Annotated in this window: 14 protein-coding genes and 1 pseudogene; 2 read left to right on the forward strand and 13 right to left on the reverse strand. The window is 63.5% G+C overall.

Going from position 1 to position 15,500, the window contains the following annotated elements; translation table 11 throughout:
- Position 1 precedes the first annotated feature (1 nt).
- The 4 genes from rbsK to deoC all read right to left on the reverse strand — a co-directional run bounded on the left by rbsK (position 2) and on the right by deoC (position 4,780).
- Positions 2 to 925 (reverse strand): ribokinase, encoded by a 924-nt coding sequence (rbsK, locus tag ABIB95_RS09710; protein WP_354238939.1) that lies wholly within the window; start codon positions 923 to 925, stop codon positions 2 to 4.
- Positions 926 to 930: 5 nt separating this feature from the next.
- Complete coding sequence (locus ABIB95_RS09715; protein ID WP_014494077.1) at positions 931 to 1,386, reverse strand: RbsD/FucU family protein; 456 nt, start codon at positions 1,384 to 1,386, stop codon at positions 931 to 933.
- An 83-nt stretch (positions 1,387 to 1,469) separates the two neighbouring features.
- Complete coding sequence (locus ABIB95_RS09720) at positions 1,470 to 3,860, reverse strand: aldehyde dehydrogenase family protein (protein WP_354238941.1); 2,391 nt, start codon at positions 3,858 to 3,860, stop codon at positions 1,470 to 1,472.
- Positions 3,861 to 3,862: 2 nt separating this feature from the next.
- Positions 3,863 to 4,780: a deoxyribose-phosphate aldolase gene (gene deoC / locus ABIB95_RS09725; RefSeq protein WP_245344240.1), complete on the reverse strand. Its 918-nt coding sequence runs from the start codon at positions 4,778 to 4,780 to the stop codon at positions 3,863 to 3,865.
- Between the two features lie 339 nt (positions 4,781 to 5,119).
- Here deoC and ABIB95_RS09730 point away from each other — a divergent pair, with 339 nt between their 5' ends.
- Positions 5,120 to 5,914 carry a DeoR/GlpR family DNA-binding transcription regulator gene (locus ABIB95_RS09730; RefSeq protein WP_085404259.1) on the forward strand — a complete coding sequence of 265 codons (795 nt, stop codon included), beginning with the start codon at positions 5,120 to 5,122 and terminating at the stop codon, positions 5,912 to 5,914.
- A gap of 80 nt (positions 5,915 to 5,994) precedes the next feature.
- Here the strand turns inward: ABIB95_RS09730 and ABIB95_RS09735 are convergent, their stop codons facing one another.
- The 4 genes from ABIB95_RS09735 to ABIB95_RS09750 form a co-directional block, all read right to left on the reverse strand.
- Positions 5,995 to 6,336, reverse strand: a complete 342-nt coding sequence (locus ABIB95_RS09735) for a type 1 periplasmic-binding domain-containing protein (RefSeq protein ID WP_354238943.1) — start codon at positions 6,334 to 6,336, stop codon at positions 5,995 to 5,997.
- Entirely contained in the window at positions 6,306 to 7,145 is an 840-nt protein-coding gene (locus ABIB95_RS09740) for a substrate-binding domain-containing protein (protein ID WP_354238945.1), read from the reverse strand. The genes ABIB95_RS09735 and ABIB95_RS09740 overlap by 31 nt, the downstream gene beginning before the upstream one ends.
- 105 nt (positions 7,146 to 7,250) lie before the next feature.
- Positions 7,251 to 8,243 carry an ABC transporter permease gene (locus tag ABIB95_RS09745; RefSeq protein WP_354238947.1) on the reverse strand — a complete coding sequence of 331 codons (993 nt, stop codon included), beginning with the start codon at positions 8,241 to 8,243 and terminating at the stop codon, positions 7,251 to 7,253.
- Positions 8,240 to 9,820, reverse strand: coding sequence for a sugar ABC transporter ATP-binding protein (locus ABIB95_RS09750; protein ID WP_354238949.1), 1,581 nt, complete (start codon positions 9,818 to 9,820; stop codon positions 8,240 to 8,242). The genes ABIB95_RS09745 and ABIB95_RS09750 overlap by 4 nt, the downstream gene beginning before the upstream one ends.
- A 421-nt stretch (positions 9,821 to 10,241) precedes the next feature.
- Here ABIB95_RS09750 and ABIB95_RS09755 point away from each other — a divergent pair.
- A pseudogene (locus tag ABIB95_RS09755) lies at positions 10,242 to 10,647 on the forward strand (hypothetical protein); the annotation flags it as partial.
- A 33-nt stretch (positions 10,648 to 10,680) separates the two neighbouring features.
- Here ABIB95_RS09755 and ABIB95_RS09760 read toward each other — a convergent pair.
- The 5 genes from ABIB95_RS09760 to ABIB95_RS09780 all read right to left on the reverse strand — a co-directional run bounded on the left by ABIB95_RS09760 (position 10,681) and on the right by ABIB95_RS09780 (position 15,490).
- Positions 10,681 to 12,084, reverse strand: a complete 1,404-nt coding sequence (locus ABIB95_RS09760) for an amidase (protein ID WP_354238951.1) — start codon at positions 12,082 to 12,084, stop codon at positions 10,681 to 10,683.
- Between the two features lie 86 nt (positions 12,085 to 12,170).
- Positions 12,171 to 12,932, reverse strand: coding sequence for an SDR family NAD(P)-dependent oxidoreductase (locus ABIB95_RS09765; RefSeq protein WP_212482439.1), 762 nt, complete (start codon positions 12,930 to 12,932; stop codon positions 12,171 to 12,173).
- Between the two features lie 47 nt (positions 12,933 to 12,979).
- On the reverse strand, positions 12,980 to 13,705 hold the full coding sequence (locus ABIB95_RS09770; RefSeq protein WP_354238954.1) for an ABC transporter ATP-binding protein: 726 nt from the start codon (positions 13,703 to 13,705) through the stop codon (positions 12,980 to 12,982).
- Positions 13,695 to 14,414, reverse strand: coding sequence for an ABC transporter ATP-binding protein (locus ABIB95_RS09775; RefSeq protein ID WP_354238956.1), 720 nt, complete (start codon positions 14,412 to 14,414; stop codon positions 13,695 to 13,697). Before ABIB95_RS09775 ends, ABIB95_RS09770 begins: the two co-directional genes overlap by 11 nt.
- Before the next feature lie 2 nt (positions 14,415 to 14,416).
- Positions 14,417 to 15,490: a branched-chain amino acid ABC transporter permease gene (locus tag ABIB95_RS09780; protein ID WP_354238958.1), complete on the reverse strand. Its 1,074-nt coding sequence runs from the start codon at positions 15,488 to 15,490 to the stop codon at positions 14,417 to 14,419.
- Positions 15,491 to 15,500: the final 10 nt, after the last annotated feature.

Raw genomic sequence — 15,500 nt, forward strand, 5'->3', positions numbered from 1 at the left:
ATCATCCCTTCAACAGGGCTTCAATCTCAGCGCGCCGCGGCATGGCAGGCGCAGTCCCCGCGCGCGTCACGGAAATCCCCGCCGTAGCGGAACCGAAGCGCGCCGCTTCCAGGGGATCGGCGCCGCCCGCAAGCGCTGCAGCGAAGCCTCCGACGAATGCGTCGCCCGCGCCCGCGGTTTCGACCACCTTGCCGGCGGCGAACGGGGGCACGTGTAGCGAGCGATCTCGCCCGTGAAACAGCGCCCCGCGTTCGCCGAGCGTGATCAGCGCGGTGCCCGCTCCCTTGACCAGCAACGCGTCCCCGGCGCGGCGGGCGCCGGCAAGATCGCTCACCGCGATCCCCGTCAGCGCTTCCGCCTCGGTCTCATTGGGAACGACGTAGTCGCACAAGGCAAACAGGCCATCGTCGAATTTGACCGCAGGCGCCGGGTTGAACACGGTGATGCTGCCCGCAGCGCGCGCGATCTCGAGCCCGCGCTGCGCGGCCGCGACCGGTTGCTCGAGCTGGGTCACAAAGACGCGGCTGGTGCGGATCGCATCCGCCGCCGCATCGACGTCGGTGGGGCTAAGACCGTCGGCCGCTCCGCTCACCACGATGATGGCGTTGTCGCCGCGTGTCTCGTGGACATAGATGAAGGCCGCGCCGGTCGGCGCCTCCGAAGTCCTGGCGACGCGCGGTCGAATGCCCTCGGTTTCCCACGTCTTGATGGCAAGATCACCGAAGGCGTCGCGGCCGATCCGGGAGATGAAGGTCACATCTGCGCCTGCGCGCGCAGCGGCCACGGCCTGGTTCGACCCCTTGCCGCCTGGTCCCATGGCAAATCCCGAGCCGGCGATCGTTTCACCGATCGCGGGCATGTTGCCGGCCCGGAAGGCCAGATCGACGACGAAGATGCCGAGCACTGCGACGCCAGTCTTGCTCATGGTCGTCACTCTCCGTCCGGCGCGATGACGCCCTTGGAAAACAGGAAGCAGCCGTAGAAGCGCCGCTCTCCCGTGGCGATCACGCAGTAGGCCGTCTTGGCCTTTTCATAGAAGGCATGGCGCTCGACCCCGACCAGCGGCCAGGAGCGTCCCTCGGCGCGGTCGATCGCGGCCTGCACCTCGCGCTGCACCGGCGGCACCTCCTGGGGCTGGCCAACAATCTCCATGCGGATTGCGGCATCGTCGACGAACGTATCGAGCGGCAGCACCGAGAGAATGGCTTCGATCGCCTTTGCCGTACTGACGTTGTCGATGCGAAGCAGCTCGCCGAACACGGTCTGGCGCGCAATGGAGTCGGCAGGAAAATTGGTGTCGCACACCACGAGGCGGTCCCCGTGCCCCATTGCGCGCAAGGCATAAAGCACGTCGGCATTGAGCAGTGGATTGATGCCCTTGAGCATGTTGCGTCCCTCCCTTGTCTTCAAAAAATCGCCCGAACTCTGATGGTCCGGATGCCAACCCGTATCACCGCAAGGTGACGTCTTTAGTCCCCATAGGGAATCCAGATGTTCTTCACCTGCACCGCGTGGCGGAGCAGGATCGGACCTTCGCTCGCCACCCGGTCGTACCAATCGAGCGCCAGCCCGTGGTCGACCAGCGTCCGCTTGAGGTTGCCGATCGACAGCCGCTCCGCAGCAGTCGAGGCCTCCTGCGAGCCGAACACCCAGAGCGCATCGACGTCGTCATGCTCGGCAAGGACCCTTGCGAGCGCGTCGCGCTCGCCGGTGACGATATTGACGACGCCTGCCGGCACATCCGACGTCTCCAGCACCTGATAAAAATCGGTCGCTGCAAGCGGATGCCGCTCGCTTGGGACGGCGACGACGCGGTTGCCCATCGCAATCAACGGTGCCACCAGGCTGATGAAGCCCAGCAACGGGGCCTCGTCCGGACAGGCCACCCCGACCACGCCGATCGGCTCGTGCATGGCAAGCGCCGCGCCGCGCAACGGCGGTGAATGGATCGTCCCCTCGTATTTGTCGGCCCAGGCCCCATAGCTGAACAGCCGTTCGATACTCGCCTCGACCTCCGCGCGCGCCTTGGCGGGCGAAACGCCGGTCATATCACCGATGCGCCGGGCGAACTCGTCGCCTCGCGCGGACAGATTCTCGGCAAGGTAGTAGAGGATTTGGGCGCGATTATGCGTCGTCGCCCGCGCCCACCCCTCGGCCGAGCGCGCAGCGGCCACCGCGTTACGGATATCCTTGCGATTGCCCTCGCCGGCTTCGCCGAGGTGCTTCCCCTTCGGCGACAGCACCGCGCGCGAATAATTTCCGTCGGGACGAATCTGCTTGCCGCCGACGAACAGCTTGGCGGTCCGGTCGATCGACGGCGTGCCAAATCCGGCGCCGTCGTTAGAAGCCGCCGGGGATGGCGGCGGCACCTTCGCCCGCGATTTCCGCCCGCTCCAGGCTTTCGGCTTGAGATATTCGTAGAGACCTTCCCGGCCGCCCTCGCGACCGAAGCCGGACTCGCGATAGCCGCCGAAGCCGACGCAGGCATCGAACAAATTGGTCGCATTGACCCAGACAACGCCGGCCTGAAGCTTCGGCGCGATATCGAGCGCCAGCCCGATGGTCTCGCTCCACACGCTGGCGGCAAGGCCATAGCGCGTGTTGTTGGCGAGCATCACCGCCTCGTCCGGCGTGCGGAACGTCATCGCGACCAGCACCGGCCCAAAGATCTCCTCGATCGCCACGGTCGATGACGGATGTACGTTCCAAAGCAAGGTCGGGGGATAGAAGCATCCCTCAGCGGGGATCGGCCCCGGCGCCTGATACTTCTCGGCGCCCTCCTTGACGCCGGTTTCGACCAGCGCCTTGATCCGCTCGAGCTGCACCGGTGCGACCACCGCGCCCATGTCGATCGCCTTGTCGAGCGGCGGACCCACGCGCAGCGTCTCCATGCGGCGGATGAGGCGCTTGCGGAATGTCTCTGCGATCCCTTCCTGCAGCAGAAGCCGCGATCCGGCACAACAGACCTGGCCCTGGTTGAACCAGATCGCATCGACCACGCCTTCCACGGCGCCGTCGATGTCGGCGTCGTCGAACACGATGAACGGCGACTTGCCGCCGAGCTCGAGCGTCAGCGACTTGCCGCTGCCTGCGGTCGACTGACGGATCAACCGCCCGACCTCGGTCGACCCCGTGAAGGCGATCTTGTCGACACCGGGATTTTCGACCAGCAACGCGCCGGTGGCGCCATCACCCGTCACCACATTCAACACGCCGGGCGGCAGGCCGGCTTCCGCCGCGAGCTCGGCGAACAGCAGCGCGGTGAGTGACGTGAACTCTGCCGGTTTCAGCACCACGGTGTTGCCGGTCGCCAGCGCGGGCGCGATCTTCCAGGCCAGCATCAGCAGCGGAAAGTTCCAGGGGATGATCTGGCCGATCACACCGACCGGGACATGGTCGGCGAATTCGCGGTCCTGCAATTGTGCCCAGCCGGCGTGATACAGGAAGTGGCGCGCGGCGAGCGGCACGTCGAGATCGCGGGTTTCCCTGATCGGTTTGCCATTGTCGATCGCTTCCAATACCGCGAACAGACGAGCATGACGTTGCAGCATGCGCGCCAGCGCATAGAGATGACGGGCACGACCGTGACCACCGAGCTTTGCCCATGACGACTGCGCCGATCGCGCGGCGCCGACTGCAGCCTCGACATCCGCTGCGATGCCTTGCGCGATCTTGGCCAGCGTCTTTCCGGTGGCTGGCTCGATCGTCGCCAGATGCTTGCCCGAAGCCGGCGCGACCAATTTACCGGCAATGAAATGCCCAAACGTCGCGTCGTGCCGCTTCAGCCAGGCGCGCGCCTCGCCGTCCGCCTCGGGAGCGGGACCATAATCCATGGTCTCAAAGTAATGTGCGATACTCATGCTCAGCCCACGGGATGACGGTTGAAGGCCGAGTAGCGGCCGGTGACGTGATGCTCGAGCTGGCGCTCGATGTCGGCGAGCAGGCTCGAGGCGCCGACGCGGAACAGATCCGGCTCGAGCCAATCGCGCCCCAACTCCTCCTTCATCAGGAACTGGTAGTTGAGCACATCCTTCGCCGTCGAGATTCCGCCGGCCGGCTTGAAGCCGATCTTGAAGCCGGTCCGCTCCTCATAGACCCTGATCATGCGCAGCATCGCCAGCGTCACCGGCAGCGTGGCATTGACGCCTTCCTTGCCAGTGGAGGTCTTGATGAAATCCGCGCCGGCCATCATGCAGACCATCGACGCCTTGGCGACGTTGCGCAGCGTTTTGAGGTCGCCGGTTGCGAGGATCGTCTTCAGATGCGCATCGCCGCAGGCTGCGCGGAAATCCCGGACCTCGGCGTAGAGAGCGCGCCAATCTCCGGTCAGCACATGCTCACGCGTGATGACGATGTCGATCTCCTGCGCACCGTCCCTGACGGACGCCTCGATCTCCTTGAGTTTCAGATCGTGAGGCACGAGGCCTGCCGGAAATCCAGTCGAAACCGCAGCGACCGGAATGTCATACCCATCGAGCGCTTCGACCGCGGTTGCGACGAAGCGGTGATAGACGCAGATCGCGCCCGTGTGCAGCCGGCGCCCGGCAAAACCGAGTGCCTCGAGGAGGTCACTTCGTATCGGGGCCCTCGCCTTGGCGCAGAGGCGCTTCACCCGCTCCGCCGTATCGTCGCCGTTGAGTGTCGTCAGGTCGATGCAGGTGATCGCCTTGAGCAACCACGCCGCCTGCGCGTCCTTCTTGACGGTGCGCCGGCCCGGCAGGCTCGCAACGCGGCGCTCGGCGGCGGACAGATTGATCCGGATATCATCGACCCAGTCCATCTCGAGCGCGCGGCCGCTGTTGCGCGCGATCGGATGCGGATGATTGTGATCCCGCGCATGGGGCTGCGCCGGCACCGCGGATGGATTTGATATCAAGACGCCCTGCGCCATCGGTACGCCGCGCAATGCTAGCGAATCGGCTGAAACGGCAGATAGACTGAATGTGCCGATTGCAACATGCGATCCTCCCATCCCTTGGCCGCCGGCGCTTCTGCTGCTCCCGTCGCCGACAGCGAAACGCCTTTCGGGCCAAATGTTATTATTGTAACAGATTGACGTTGCCAAACTCACATCATTGTAAGATCATTGTCAACCGGATAAGCAAGCTCGGTGACGAAAATGACTGAAACACCGACCGCACGCCCCAGCGAGACCCGCGTCCAACGGCTGCAACGGCTGCGACGCGCCGTCGAGACGAGCGGCGCACTGCATCTGAAGGACGCCGCAGAGCTGCTGAAGGTGTCGGAGATGACCGTCAGGCGCGACCTTGCCGGGCCCGAGGCGGCGCTCGCCCTGCTCGGCGGCTACGTCGTCAACGCGGCGTCGCCGACCGGGATCAAGTACACATTCGAACAGGAAATCGACCAGCACACACAGGACAAGCGCCTCGCCTGCCGATCCGCAGCCGCCTCGATCAAGGAAGGTGACACCATCTTCATCGACTGCGGCACCACGATGCAGTCGCTGGCGGATTGCCTGCCCGAGGACATGCCTCTCTCGGTGATCTGCTATTCGCTGAATGTCGCCTCGATCGTCACCCACCGGCCAGCGACGCAGGTGATGTTGATGGGCGGGCTCTACCATCCGTCGTCGCAGTCGTTCTCCTCGGATGACGGCCTGTCCTACCTGCGGCGGCTCGGGGTCAACAAGGCTTTCATCTCGGCCGGCGGCCTGCACTGGACCCGCGGCGCCAGCTGCTCGAATTTTCACGAAGTCGCCATCAAGCAGGCCGTCATCGCTACCGCGATGGAGAGCATCCTCGTGGTCGACGCCAGCAAGCTCGGCAGCCTCAAGCCGGCGTTCTTCTCCGACGTCAGCTCATTCTCGCGGATCATCGTCGGTGGCTCCGTGTCGGCAGACACGCGCAAGCACTTCCGCAGCCTTCCCGTCGAATACGTCACCAGCACGGCCTGATCCGGACGGGGGCTGGTTCGCCCGGATCAGGCTTACTGAGCGATGCGCGGTCTCGGTGGATCGCACATCGCTATTTCAGGCTAGTTGCAGGCGGGCTTCGCCTTGTTGCAGGCATCCGTCAGCTCGGCCGGCGGGTCCTTCTTGAATACGGTCTTGTAGGACTCCAGCACATTCGACTGCGTCACCGGCAGCGACTGCACACCGATCCAGCCAGGCGTTTCCTTACCCAGCAGCGCGTTCATCATCGCCATCGCCTCGGCGACGCCCTGGTCGTAGGGACGCTGCGAGCCGGTCGCCTTCAGCGGCCCGCCCTTGGCAATCTCGATCGCCGATTGCAGACCGAGGTCGACCGTCGTCATGGGAATATCGATGCCCTGAGCCCGCATCGAGCTCAGCGTGTCGAGCGCCGGTTGATCCCACACCGCGTACAGTCCCTTGACGTCGGATTGCCTGTCAGGAAGTCGCCCGCGATCTGCGAGACCTTCGGCGGATCGGTGAAGTCAACCTGCTTCATCTTGATGTCGGGCCGGTTTGCTTTCATCCACTCCCGCACGCCCTTGGTGCGCTCGTTGGTGCTGAAATAGTCGACGCCGAAATTGACGAGACCGATGGTGCCGCCCTGCGCCACGCAGGATGCCAGGATCTGTGCCGCGATCTGGCCATTGCCCTGGCTATCGGCCGAGACCATCGTCGCATATTCCTCGGGATGCTTCAGACCAGTCGGGATGCTGTCCATCAGCACGAGCTTGATGCCGGCTTTGGCGATCTTCTTGTAGGTCGGCGCGGTCGCGGTGAAATCGACCGGAATCGAAATGATGCCGTCCGGATGCTGCTGGATCGTGTTCTCGATATCAGCGATCTGCTTGTCCACCTGATATTCGGCAGACGCGACGCCCGTCACCGTCACGCCGTACTTCTTCAGCGTATCGGTGATGCCCTGGATCTGGAGCTGCGACCAGTCGAGGTTGACCGTCTGCATGGAGATGCCGACCTTGAAGTTCTTCTCCTTGATCTTGGCGGCGTCGGCCTCCGACAGCGCGAGCACCTCGGGGGAAGCCGCCTTTTCGCCGTGGGGTCCCTGGCCGACGATCGACTTCGGCCCGAGCTTCGCGAGATCGACACCCTTGACGCAGGTCGCGGGCACTTCGGCGCGAGCCGACGGGATCATCGAGAGGGCGGCAGCGGCCACCAACGCAGTCAAAGGCAAGGTTTGTCGCAAGATTGGTTTCATTGTTTCCTCCATTTTTTGGTCGCCGATTCACCGGAGGGCCAGCGACCTTGCCCCTACTCGCGCAGCGCGATGAACTTGTTGTTCATGCGCCGCGCCTGACGTCGACTAGCGTTTCGTGAAAGCAACCGCGGCCACGATGATCGCGCCCTTGATCACGAGCTGCATCGGCGAGCTCACGCCGAGCAGAACAAGGCCGTTGTTGAGCGTGCCGATGATCAAGCTGCCGAACAGTGTTCCCAGGATGTAGCCGCGCCCGCCGAACAGGCTGCAGCCGCCGAGGATCACCGCGGCGATGACGTCGAGCTCCATGCCCTGCACGACATCTGGCCGCGCGGCATGTGAACGCGCCGACAGCACCAGCGCCGCCAATCCGGCCAGCGTGCCGGTCAGGACAAAGGCCGCAGTCGTGATCCGTTTGGTGTTGATGCCGGAATAGAGCGCCGCGGTCGGGTTGCCGCCGACCGCATAGATGCGCCGGCCGAACACATTATAGTGCAGCAGCAGGATGCCGATAATCATCGCCGCCATAGTCCAGACGATCGGAACCGGTATGCCGAGGAACGTGCCTTCGCCAAAGATCGCGAAATAGGTCTCGTTGGTGATGATCACCGGCTTGGTGTTGGTCACCATCATCGCCAGTCCCCGCGCCATGCTCAGTGAGCCCAGCGTCACCAGGAACGACGGGATCGATAGCTGCGTGGTCAGGATGCCATTGAGCAGCCCGACCAGCGCGCCGGTGCCGAGCCCGGCCACGGCGCCCACGATCCAGCTGTTGTTGATCTGGCTCATCGCGAGAGCAGCCGCCATGCCTGACAGCGCCAGCGTCGAGGCAACCGACAGATCGATCTGACGCGCGATGATAATAAAGGTCATGCCGACTGCGATGATCGACACCAGCGTGGTCTGGCGCCCGATGTTCAGGAAATTGTCGACCGAGAGAAACCAGGGCGAAGACAGGCTGAACACGACCAGCAGGATCACGAAGGCGATGTACAGCATGTACGGCCGCTCGCCCCGCAGCAAATTCTGGAGAATCTTGCGGCGGCGATCAGATGGGGTCGACGAGGCGACCACGTTGGGAGCAGTCAGTTCGGTCATGCGGGAAGCTCTTGCAAGTGGCCCGGCCCGGAGGCCTGGTACATCTGGAGGAGATGATGCAGCTCTTCGGCATCATCGATCTCGCCGCGCGACAGCGTACGAGCTACACGCCCGTTGACGATCACGGAGATGCGGTCGCAGAGCTCGATCAATTCGACGAGATCGGACGAGACGACCAGGACCCCGCTGCCGTCGCGGACGGCATTCCGGATCACGGCATAGATTTCCTCGCGTGCGCCCACGTCGACGCCGACCGTCGGTTCATCCAGGAGCAGCACGCGCGGCCGCGGATCATTCCATTTTCCGAACACGACCTTTTGCTGGTTGCCGCCGGAGAGCGTCCTGACCAGGCTGAACGCGCCTGGCGCTTTCACCGAAAGCCTGGCGACCGCGGTTTCCGCACGCCTGGCGGCGGCGCGTTGCTGCATCCAGCCCCAGCGCGAGAAGTGGGGAATTCGCGGCAAAGTGACGTTTCGCTCGATCGAATGGTCCAGGACCAGACCCTGCACGTGCCGGTCTTCCGGCACCAGCGCGATGCCCTGCTCGATCGCATCGGCAGGCCCTCTCGGCAGCCATCGCCGGCCCTCGATCTCGATTGCGCCGCTCTCGAGCGGCCGGAGGCCAAACACTGTCTCCAAAATCTCCGTGCGGCCGCTGCCGATCAATCCGGCGAGGCCGTGGATCTCGCCCTTCAGCACGGACAGATCGACGGCGCGAAGCCGGTCGTTGGACACGTCGGACAGCGACAGAACCGGCGACGGATCCAATTCACGCTTCGCGACAGGTTCGGTGCGCGGGCCCGTGGGTGCCGATCGATCGGTTCCGACGATCGCGTTCACCAGCCGCTTCATGTCGGTCTCGCCGGTGACAAACGTGCCTGCGTTAGCGCCATCGCGCAGCACCGTGACGCGCTGCGAGATCTCGAACACCTCATTGAGCCGATGGGTCACATAGATCACGCCGACTCCGCGGCGCGTCGCCTTCCCGATCGCATCGAACAGGATCCGGACCTCATCCGATGTCAGCGAGGAGGTCGGCTCGTCGAGGATCAGAAGCCGGACCTCGCCCATCAGCGCCTTGGCGATCTCCGTCATCTGGCGATAGGCGAAAGGCAGCGAGCCGACAGCCGCACTCGCATCCAGGGGAATGCCGAGCGCGTTCAGGAACGCCTCGGCCCTGGCCATCAGCGCGCGCTGCCGGACGAAGCCGAAACGCGCACGCGGCTCACGGCCGAGCAACAGATTGTCCGCAACGCTCAAGGATTCGACGAGGCTGAGATCCTGATAAACGACAGCGATCCCCGCCTCGCGCGACTTCGCCGGGCTGTCGAATTCCACCGGCCTGCCGGCGATCTCGATCGTGCCGCTGTCGAGGGCATGAACACCACTGAGAATCTTGATCAGGGTAGATTTTCCCGCGCCGTTCTCGCCCAGTAGCGCATGGACCTCGCCGGCGCGAACCTCGAGGTTGACGTCACGCAGCGCTCGCACGCCGCCGAAGCGCTTGTTGATGCCACTGACCATCACAAGCGAGGCCGACGACCGAGGTTCTGCTGCAACCGAACCGGACAGTTCCAAACTTTCCTCCCGTCGCCCCGCTAGACGCTGGTACGATGGTGACATATTGTTATTTTTGCAACTTATCCTGTTATAATTCTATCATCTCCGCCGACCTGTCAATGGCGGATCACGTCGCGGGGCCGGATCTAGCCCTGGCCCTATCTCGATTTGTGCGGTTGCGAACGTCAGTACAGACAGCCGGCCTTCCCAGCGCGGATCTGTTCAACATCAGGAACGGACCAAAGCTTCACGACGCGCTCCATTCGGTCCTGGCGGCAAGCACCCGATCATCCAAGCGAGAGGAGGCAGGCCCCGCGATCGATCAGCGCAAGCGTGTGCAGACAGAAAGGTAGATGCATAGGCGACGCGTGACAGCCATGGCGATGAGGCGGCCTTAGCCAAGCACACTAGACCGCGCGCGACACTTCGCTCCAATTCTGTGGATGACAATCCCTGCGATACGTCGTGCTCGTCGCGTCATTCCCGCCGCGCGGGATTACGTTCCTCGCCCTCGATCGTGCCGGCCGACCGCATCGACCGCGACATCTATCTGGTGCTTGAAGACGTCGGCGCGCGCTGGTTGCGCCCGGCGCGAGACCGACGAGCCTGACACCAACCTCGATATCATCCTGCAAAATCTGCGGTCCGGCCAGTACGCCTATCCGGTCCGAATTGTATCCTTCAATCCCGTCCAGGGGTAGTCGCGGGATGCGACTTCCGAGGTCGCCGACGCACTGGCTCGGCGTGCAGCCGACACCGACGCTGAGATCTCGTCGGCACTGCAGGACTTCATCGCCGCTAACGCCACAAAGCGCTTCGGCATGCAGCCAGCGCTGCGCCTTCGACTTCAGACACGTTATAATGCCTTTTGCTGCCTTTCATTCGATAGAAGCACGCTGCGTATGCCAATCCGTCACTGACTGGAAAGCATACCCGGCGCGGGCAAGCGTATCTTCGGACAGATGCGGGCCGACGAGTTGCATGCTGAGCGGCAACCCGTCCGCCGCCATGCCGTTCGGCAGCGTGATGGTCGGGCTGCCCGAGAAGTCGAATACCGCCGTGAAGCGCAGGATGCTGAGCAGCACGTTCGGATCGGCGCCGTATTCGCCCATCTTGGTCAGCGTTGGGATCGGCACGGGCATGGTGGGAATCAGGAGCAGGTCAATGTCGCCGAACAGCGCCGCGAGGCTGCCGCAGAACTTCAACCGCTCATGATGGATCTGAGCGATCTCGACGCCATTCATCGACCTGCCCTGCTCGATCAGCTGCGCCAGATCGGGACCGTATTCCGACTTCCGCGACGGATAGGTCTCGAGATGCGCCTCTGCGGTCTCGATGGAGCACATCGGAATCCACATGCTCACGAGCTTCTCGTAAGCTGGGAACTTGACCTCTCGAATATCGGCGCCGAGGTCCGCAAGCGTACGCTCCGCTTCCAGCAAGGCGGCGACCACCTGCGGATCGATCCCGTCCTGCGTGTAGCTGCGGTCCACGCCAATCCGTAAGCCCCGCACGCCGTCACCGATCCCCGCCAGATAGTTCGGCACCGGCGCCTGAAGGGCGGTCGGATCATTGACGTCTGCGCCCGCGATGACGCCGAGCATGGCCGCGGCATCGGCTGCGGTCCGGCACATCGGCCCGACATGGTCGAGAGAGTCAGCCAGCGGGAAGACGCCGTGGCGGCTCACACGTCCCCAGGTAGGCTTGATCCCGGTCAGCCCACACGTCGCCGACGGAAACCGGATCGAGCCGCCGGTGTCGCTGCCGATCGAGCCAAAGCAAAGTCCCGCCGAAGTGGCCACGCCCGATCCGCTTGAGGAGGAGCCGACCCAGTAGTCGGTCCCCCAGGGATTGAGCGGCGCCTGGTCGTCGGGATGATGGCTCGTATAGGCGCCCTCGGTCATTTTTAGCTTGCCGAGCGTGACGGCGCCGGCGTGTTCGAGCCGGTCCACGATCGTCGCGTTGAAGGAGGGGACGAACCTAGCGTGGATCGCGGTACCTCCAGCGGTCGGCGCGAAAGTGGTGTAGCAGAGATCCTTCAATCCGATCGGCACGCCGTGCAGCGGCCCGCGCCAGATGCCCTTGGCAAGCTCGGCGTCACAGCGCTTCGCCTGCGCCATGGCCCGCTCGGCGAGGACGAGCGCGTAGCCGTGAAACTTCTGATCGAGCTTCGCGATCCGGCCCAGCATCACCTCGGTCACTTTCGAAGGTAGAAGCTCGCCGCGGCGGAACAGCTCGGAGATTTCGATGATCGACTTGTAGTGAATTGGTTCTGCTGACATCTGACTGTCCTGCTGTTGTCGGAAACGGCTTCGCCCACCGGCACCGCAGACGGCCCGGTTTCGTGACTGCGCTACTCAGGGAGCGCCTAGAACTGCACGCCGCGCGTGAGGGCACCGTCGACCACGAGGTTGGTCCCCGTGATGAAACTCGCTGCCTTGCTGGCAAGGAACACCGCACCGTTCGCCATTTCCTGCGGCGTGCCCATGCGGCCGGTCGGATTCAGCGCCAGCGCGGTCTTGTACAGCTCGGGATTGCCGTCCTTGATCTGATTCCAGACACCGCCCTCGAAATAGGTATTGCCCGGCGACACCGAATTGGCGCGGATGCCTTTGCCGGCAAGCTGGAAGGCGAGACCTTGCGTATAGTGGATGATCGCGGCCTTGAACGTGCCGTAGGGGCCGCTCGCGAAGTCAACCTCCCGCCCTGAAACGCTGGAGATGGTCACGATCGCCGCGGCCTTGCTCTTCTCGAGATACGGCATCGCCGCATTGACCAGCCGCACGGTGCCCATCATGTCGGTGGAGAATTCCTTCTCCCAGCTCTCCTCGTCCTGTCCGATCGACAGCGCACTGACATTGGCGACCACGACGTCGATGCCGCCAAGCTTCGAGGCCATGTCCTCGACCCAGGCCTTGAGCGCCGGGCCGTTGGAGACATCGACCGAACTACCAAAGGCAGCGACGCCCTTCGCCTTGATCGCGGCGACTGCGCTATCGACGTCGGCCTGGTTGCGCGCGCAGATGCCGACATCCGCGCCTTCCGCCGCGAATGTGTCGGCGATCGCCCTGCCGATCCCCTTGGTGCTGCCGGTGACGAGAACCTTTGCTCCCTTGAGTCCCAGATCCATGTCCATTCCCTCCCTATTGACGACTTGAAAACATGCCATGCGGCCGTTCAGAGCAGGAGCTGCTCGCGGACATTGTCCTCGTTAACCTCGCCACCCGCCAGCGACTGCGCGATCTTGCCCTTCTCCATGATGTAACAACGCTCGGCGATTGCCAGGATCGTGTCGAGGTTCTGCTCGACGAAGATGATGGTGGTCCCGAGCTCGTTCCGGAACGATCTCAGCGCCTCGCAGATGTGCTGGACGATCGAGGGCTGGATACCCTCGGACGGCTCGTCCAGGATCATCAATGACGGATTGCCGATCAGCGCGCGGCCTATGGCGAGCTGTTGCTGCTCGCCGCCCGACATCGTGCCTGCGGCCTGCCGCCGGCGTTCCTTCAGTCGCGGAAAATACTCATAGACGAGTTCAGGCAGCTTCTTGCCGCCGGGACCGCCGATCAACTCGCCGACCTGCAGGTTTTCCTCGACGGTCATCTGCGGAAAGACATCGCGTCCCTGCGGGATGTAGCCGAAGCCCGCCCTAGCCCGCGCGTCGGCTTCGAGCTTTGATACGTCCTGCTCCATGAAGCTGATCGTGCCACGCCAGGTTTGCAGCAAACCGATCAGGCACCGCATCAGAGTCGACTTGCCGACACCGTTACGGCCGATCACGCCGACAATCTCGCCGCGGGAGACCGACATGGTGACGCCCTGCAGAATCGGCGTCGCACCGTATCCCGCCCATAATTCCGATACGTCCAGAATCCGGTCAGTGGGATTGGGTTTAGTGAGCATGGGTCTTACCGAGATAAATTTCCGCGACTTTCGCGTCCTGCAAAATGCTTTCGAGATCGCCGCGTGCGAAAATCTTGCCGAGATGCAGCACTGTGACGCGCTGGGCGACCTGGCGCACGAAGGCCATATCATGCTCGACGACAAGAACCGTCATGCCCTCTGCATTGAACGACTTGATCAGCTCGCCGGTCCTGAAGGTTTCCTCCGGCGACATGCCGGCAGTCGGCTCGTCCAGCAGCAGGAGCTGCGGCTTCAGCGCCAGCGCCATCCCGATCTCGAGCCATTGCTGCTGGCCATGCGACAGCGCACCCGCGAGCTTATCGCTGTCCGGCCCCAGGTTGAGCAGAGTCAACAGGCGATCCTCCTCGGCGATGCGTTCCGCGCCGGACAGTCGTTCCTGGAGCGCAGTCTGGATGTTTTGCCGAACCGGCAGCTCCTTGAACACGCTCGGAGCCTGCATCTTGATGCTCATGCCTCGCTGCACGCGTGCGTAAGGACGCTCCTTGGTGATGTCGACGGTATCGAACAGGATGCTGCCCTGGCTCGGCGGGTAGAGACCCACGATCAGCTTGAACAATGTGCTCTTGCCGGCGCCATTGGGTCCGATCAGGCAGTGGACCTCGCCGGCGTTGACCGTGAGGTCGACGTCGGAGACTGCGGTCAATCCGCCAAAACGCTTGGATACGCCTTTGACTTCGACCAGCGCCATGATCAGGACTCTTCCGACCGCAAGCGACCAGCCTCCGCCATGACGGGGCTATCATCGCGCCGCCGACGCCCGCTCCACCAGTCGGCAGCAAGCTTGCCGATGCCGAGCACAAAACCCTGCGGCGCCAGCATCACCGTGGCGAGCAGCAGCGCTCCCATCAGCACAAGTGCTGCCTGCTGGCTGTAGACCGTGATGGTCTGAAAGCCGAACAGCAGCAGGAACGATCCAACCAGAGTTGCGGTCAGATCGCTCCGTCCGGAGAAAGCCACCCATACGATGGGCATCGCCGCCGCAGGTAGGCCGATGCTGGACGGCGTGATGAATTGGCCCCAGGACGTGTACAGCGCACCACTCAGCCCTGCGAGGCCGCTGCCGATCACGAAGGTCAGGAGCTGGTATTTCCGGACGTCATAACCCAGCATCTCGGCGCGCTGCGGGTTCTCGCGCGTCGCCACGATGACGTTGCCGATCCCCGAATTCACCAGCATGCGCAACGCGAGATAGACGATCACGATCAGCGCGATCATGACGTAGTAGAGCGCCGATCCCTCGATATAGAAGTCGCCGACGGCGAGCGGGTCCATGCCCTTCATGCCGTTGAATCCATTCAGCCGCGCCGGGCCGATGTGCCATTCCGGCCCCGCCGTCTGGCCGAGGAAGAAGGCAAGCCCCAGCGTCGCAGACAGCGTCACGATCCCGAAGAAGATGCCGTTGATGCCACCCCAAATCATGAAATAGCCGAGGATGCCGGCCGCCACCATCGCAAGGACAACGGACAGCGCAAGCGCGGCGATCGTTGCGGTGCCGCCGCCCATGTTAATCGCGAGCACGCCATAACCGTAACCGGCGATGCCGAAGAACAAGGTCTGGCCGAACGACAGCATCCCGCCATAGCCCCACATCAGGCAGAGGCCGAGCGCCATGAATATCCAGATCAGGAAATAGGCGAAATTCCCCACATCATAGGAGTCGGCGAACAGCGGATATGTCAGTGCGCCCGCGAGCACTGCAAGGAAGCAGGACCAGAAGATCTTGCCACGTCCGAGCGTCTGCGGACCTTCCAGCAGCTTGAACATCACAAATTCC

Source organism: Bradyrhizobium sp. LA2.1, from assembly GCF_040547725.1.
Classification (GTDB): Bacteria; Pseudomonadota; Alphaproteobacteria; order Rhizobiales; family Xanthobacteraceae; genus Bradyrhizobium; species Bradyrhizobium barranii.

Coding starts and splice junctions, on each gene's coding strand:
- rbsK (WP_354238939.1), bottom strand. CDS start 925: ATGAGCAAGACTGGCGTCGCAGTGCTCGGCATCTTCGTCGTCGATCTG.
- ABIB95_RS09715 (WP_014494077.1), bottom strand. CDS start 1,386: ATGCTCAAGGGCATCAATCCACTGCTCAATGCCGACGTGCTTTATGCC.
- ABIB95_RS09720 (WP_354238941.1), bottom strand. CDS start 3,860: ATGAGTATCGCACATTACTTTGAGACCATGGATTATGGTCCCGCTCCC.
- deoC (WP_245344240.1), bottom strand. CDS start 4,780: ATGGACTGGGTCGATGATATCCGGATCAATCTGTCCGCCGCCGAGCGC.
- ABIB95_RS09730 (WP_085404259.1), top strand. CDS start 5,120: ATGACTGAAACACCGACCGCACGCCCCAGCGAGACCCGCGTCCAACGG.
- ABIB95_RS09740 (WP_354238945.1), bottom strand. CDS start 7,145: ATGAAACCAATCTTGCGACAAACCTTGCCTTTGACTGCGTTGGTGGCC.
- ABIB95_RS09745 (WP_354238947.1), bottom strand. CDS start 8,243: ATGACCGAACTGACTGCTCCCAACGTGGTCGCCTCGTCGACCCCATCT.
- ABIB95_RS09760 (WP_354238951.1), bottom strand. CDS start 12,084: ATGTCAGCAGAACCAATTCACTACAAGTCGATCATCGAAATCTCCGAG.
- ABIB95_RS09765 (WP_212482439.1), bottom strand. CDS start 12,932: ATGGATCTGGGACTCAAGGGAGCAAAGGTTCTCGTCACCGGCAGCACC.
- ABIB95_RS09770 (WP_354238954.1), bottom strand. CDS start 13,705: ATGCTCACTAAACCCAATCCCACTGACCGGATTCTGGACGTATCGGAA.
- ABIB95_RS09775 (WP_354238956.1), bottom strand. CDS start 14,414: ATGGCGCTGGTCGAAGTCAAAGGCGTATCCAAGCGTTTTGGCGGATTG.
- ABIB95_RS09780 (WP_354238958.1), bottom strand. CDS start 15,490: ATGTTCAAGCTGCTGGAAGGTCCGCAGACGCTCGGACGTGGCAAGATC.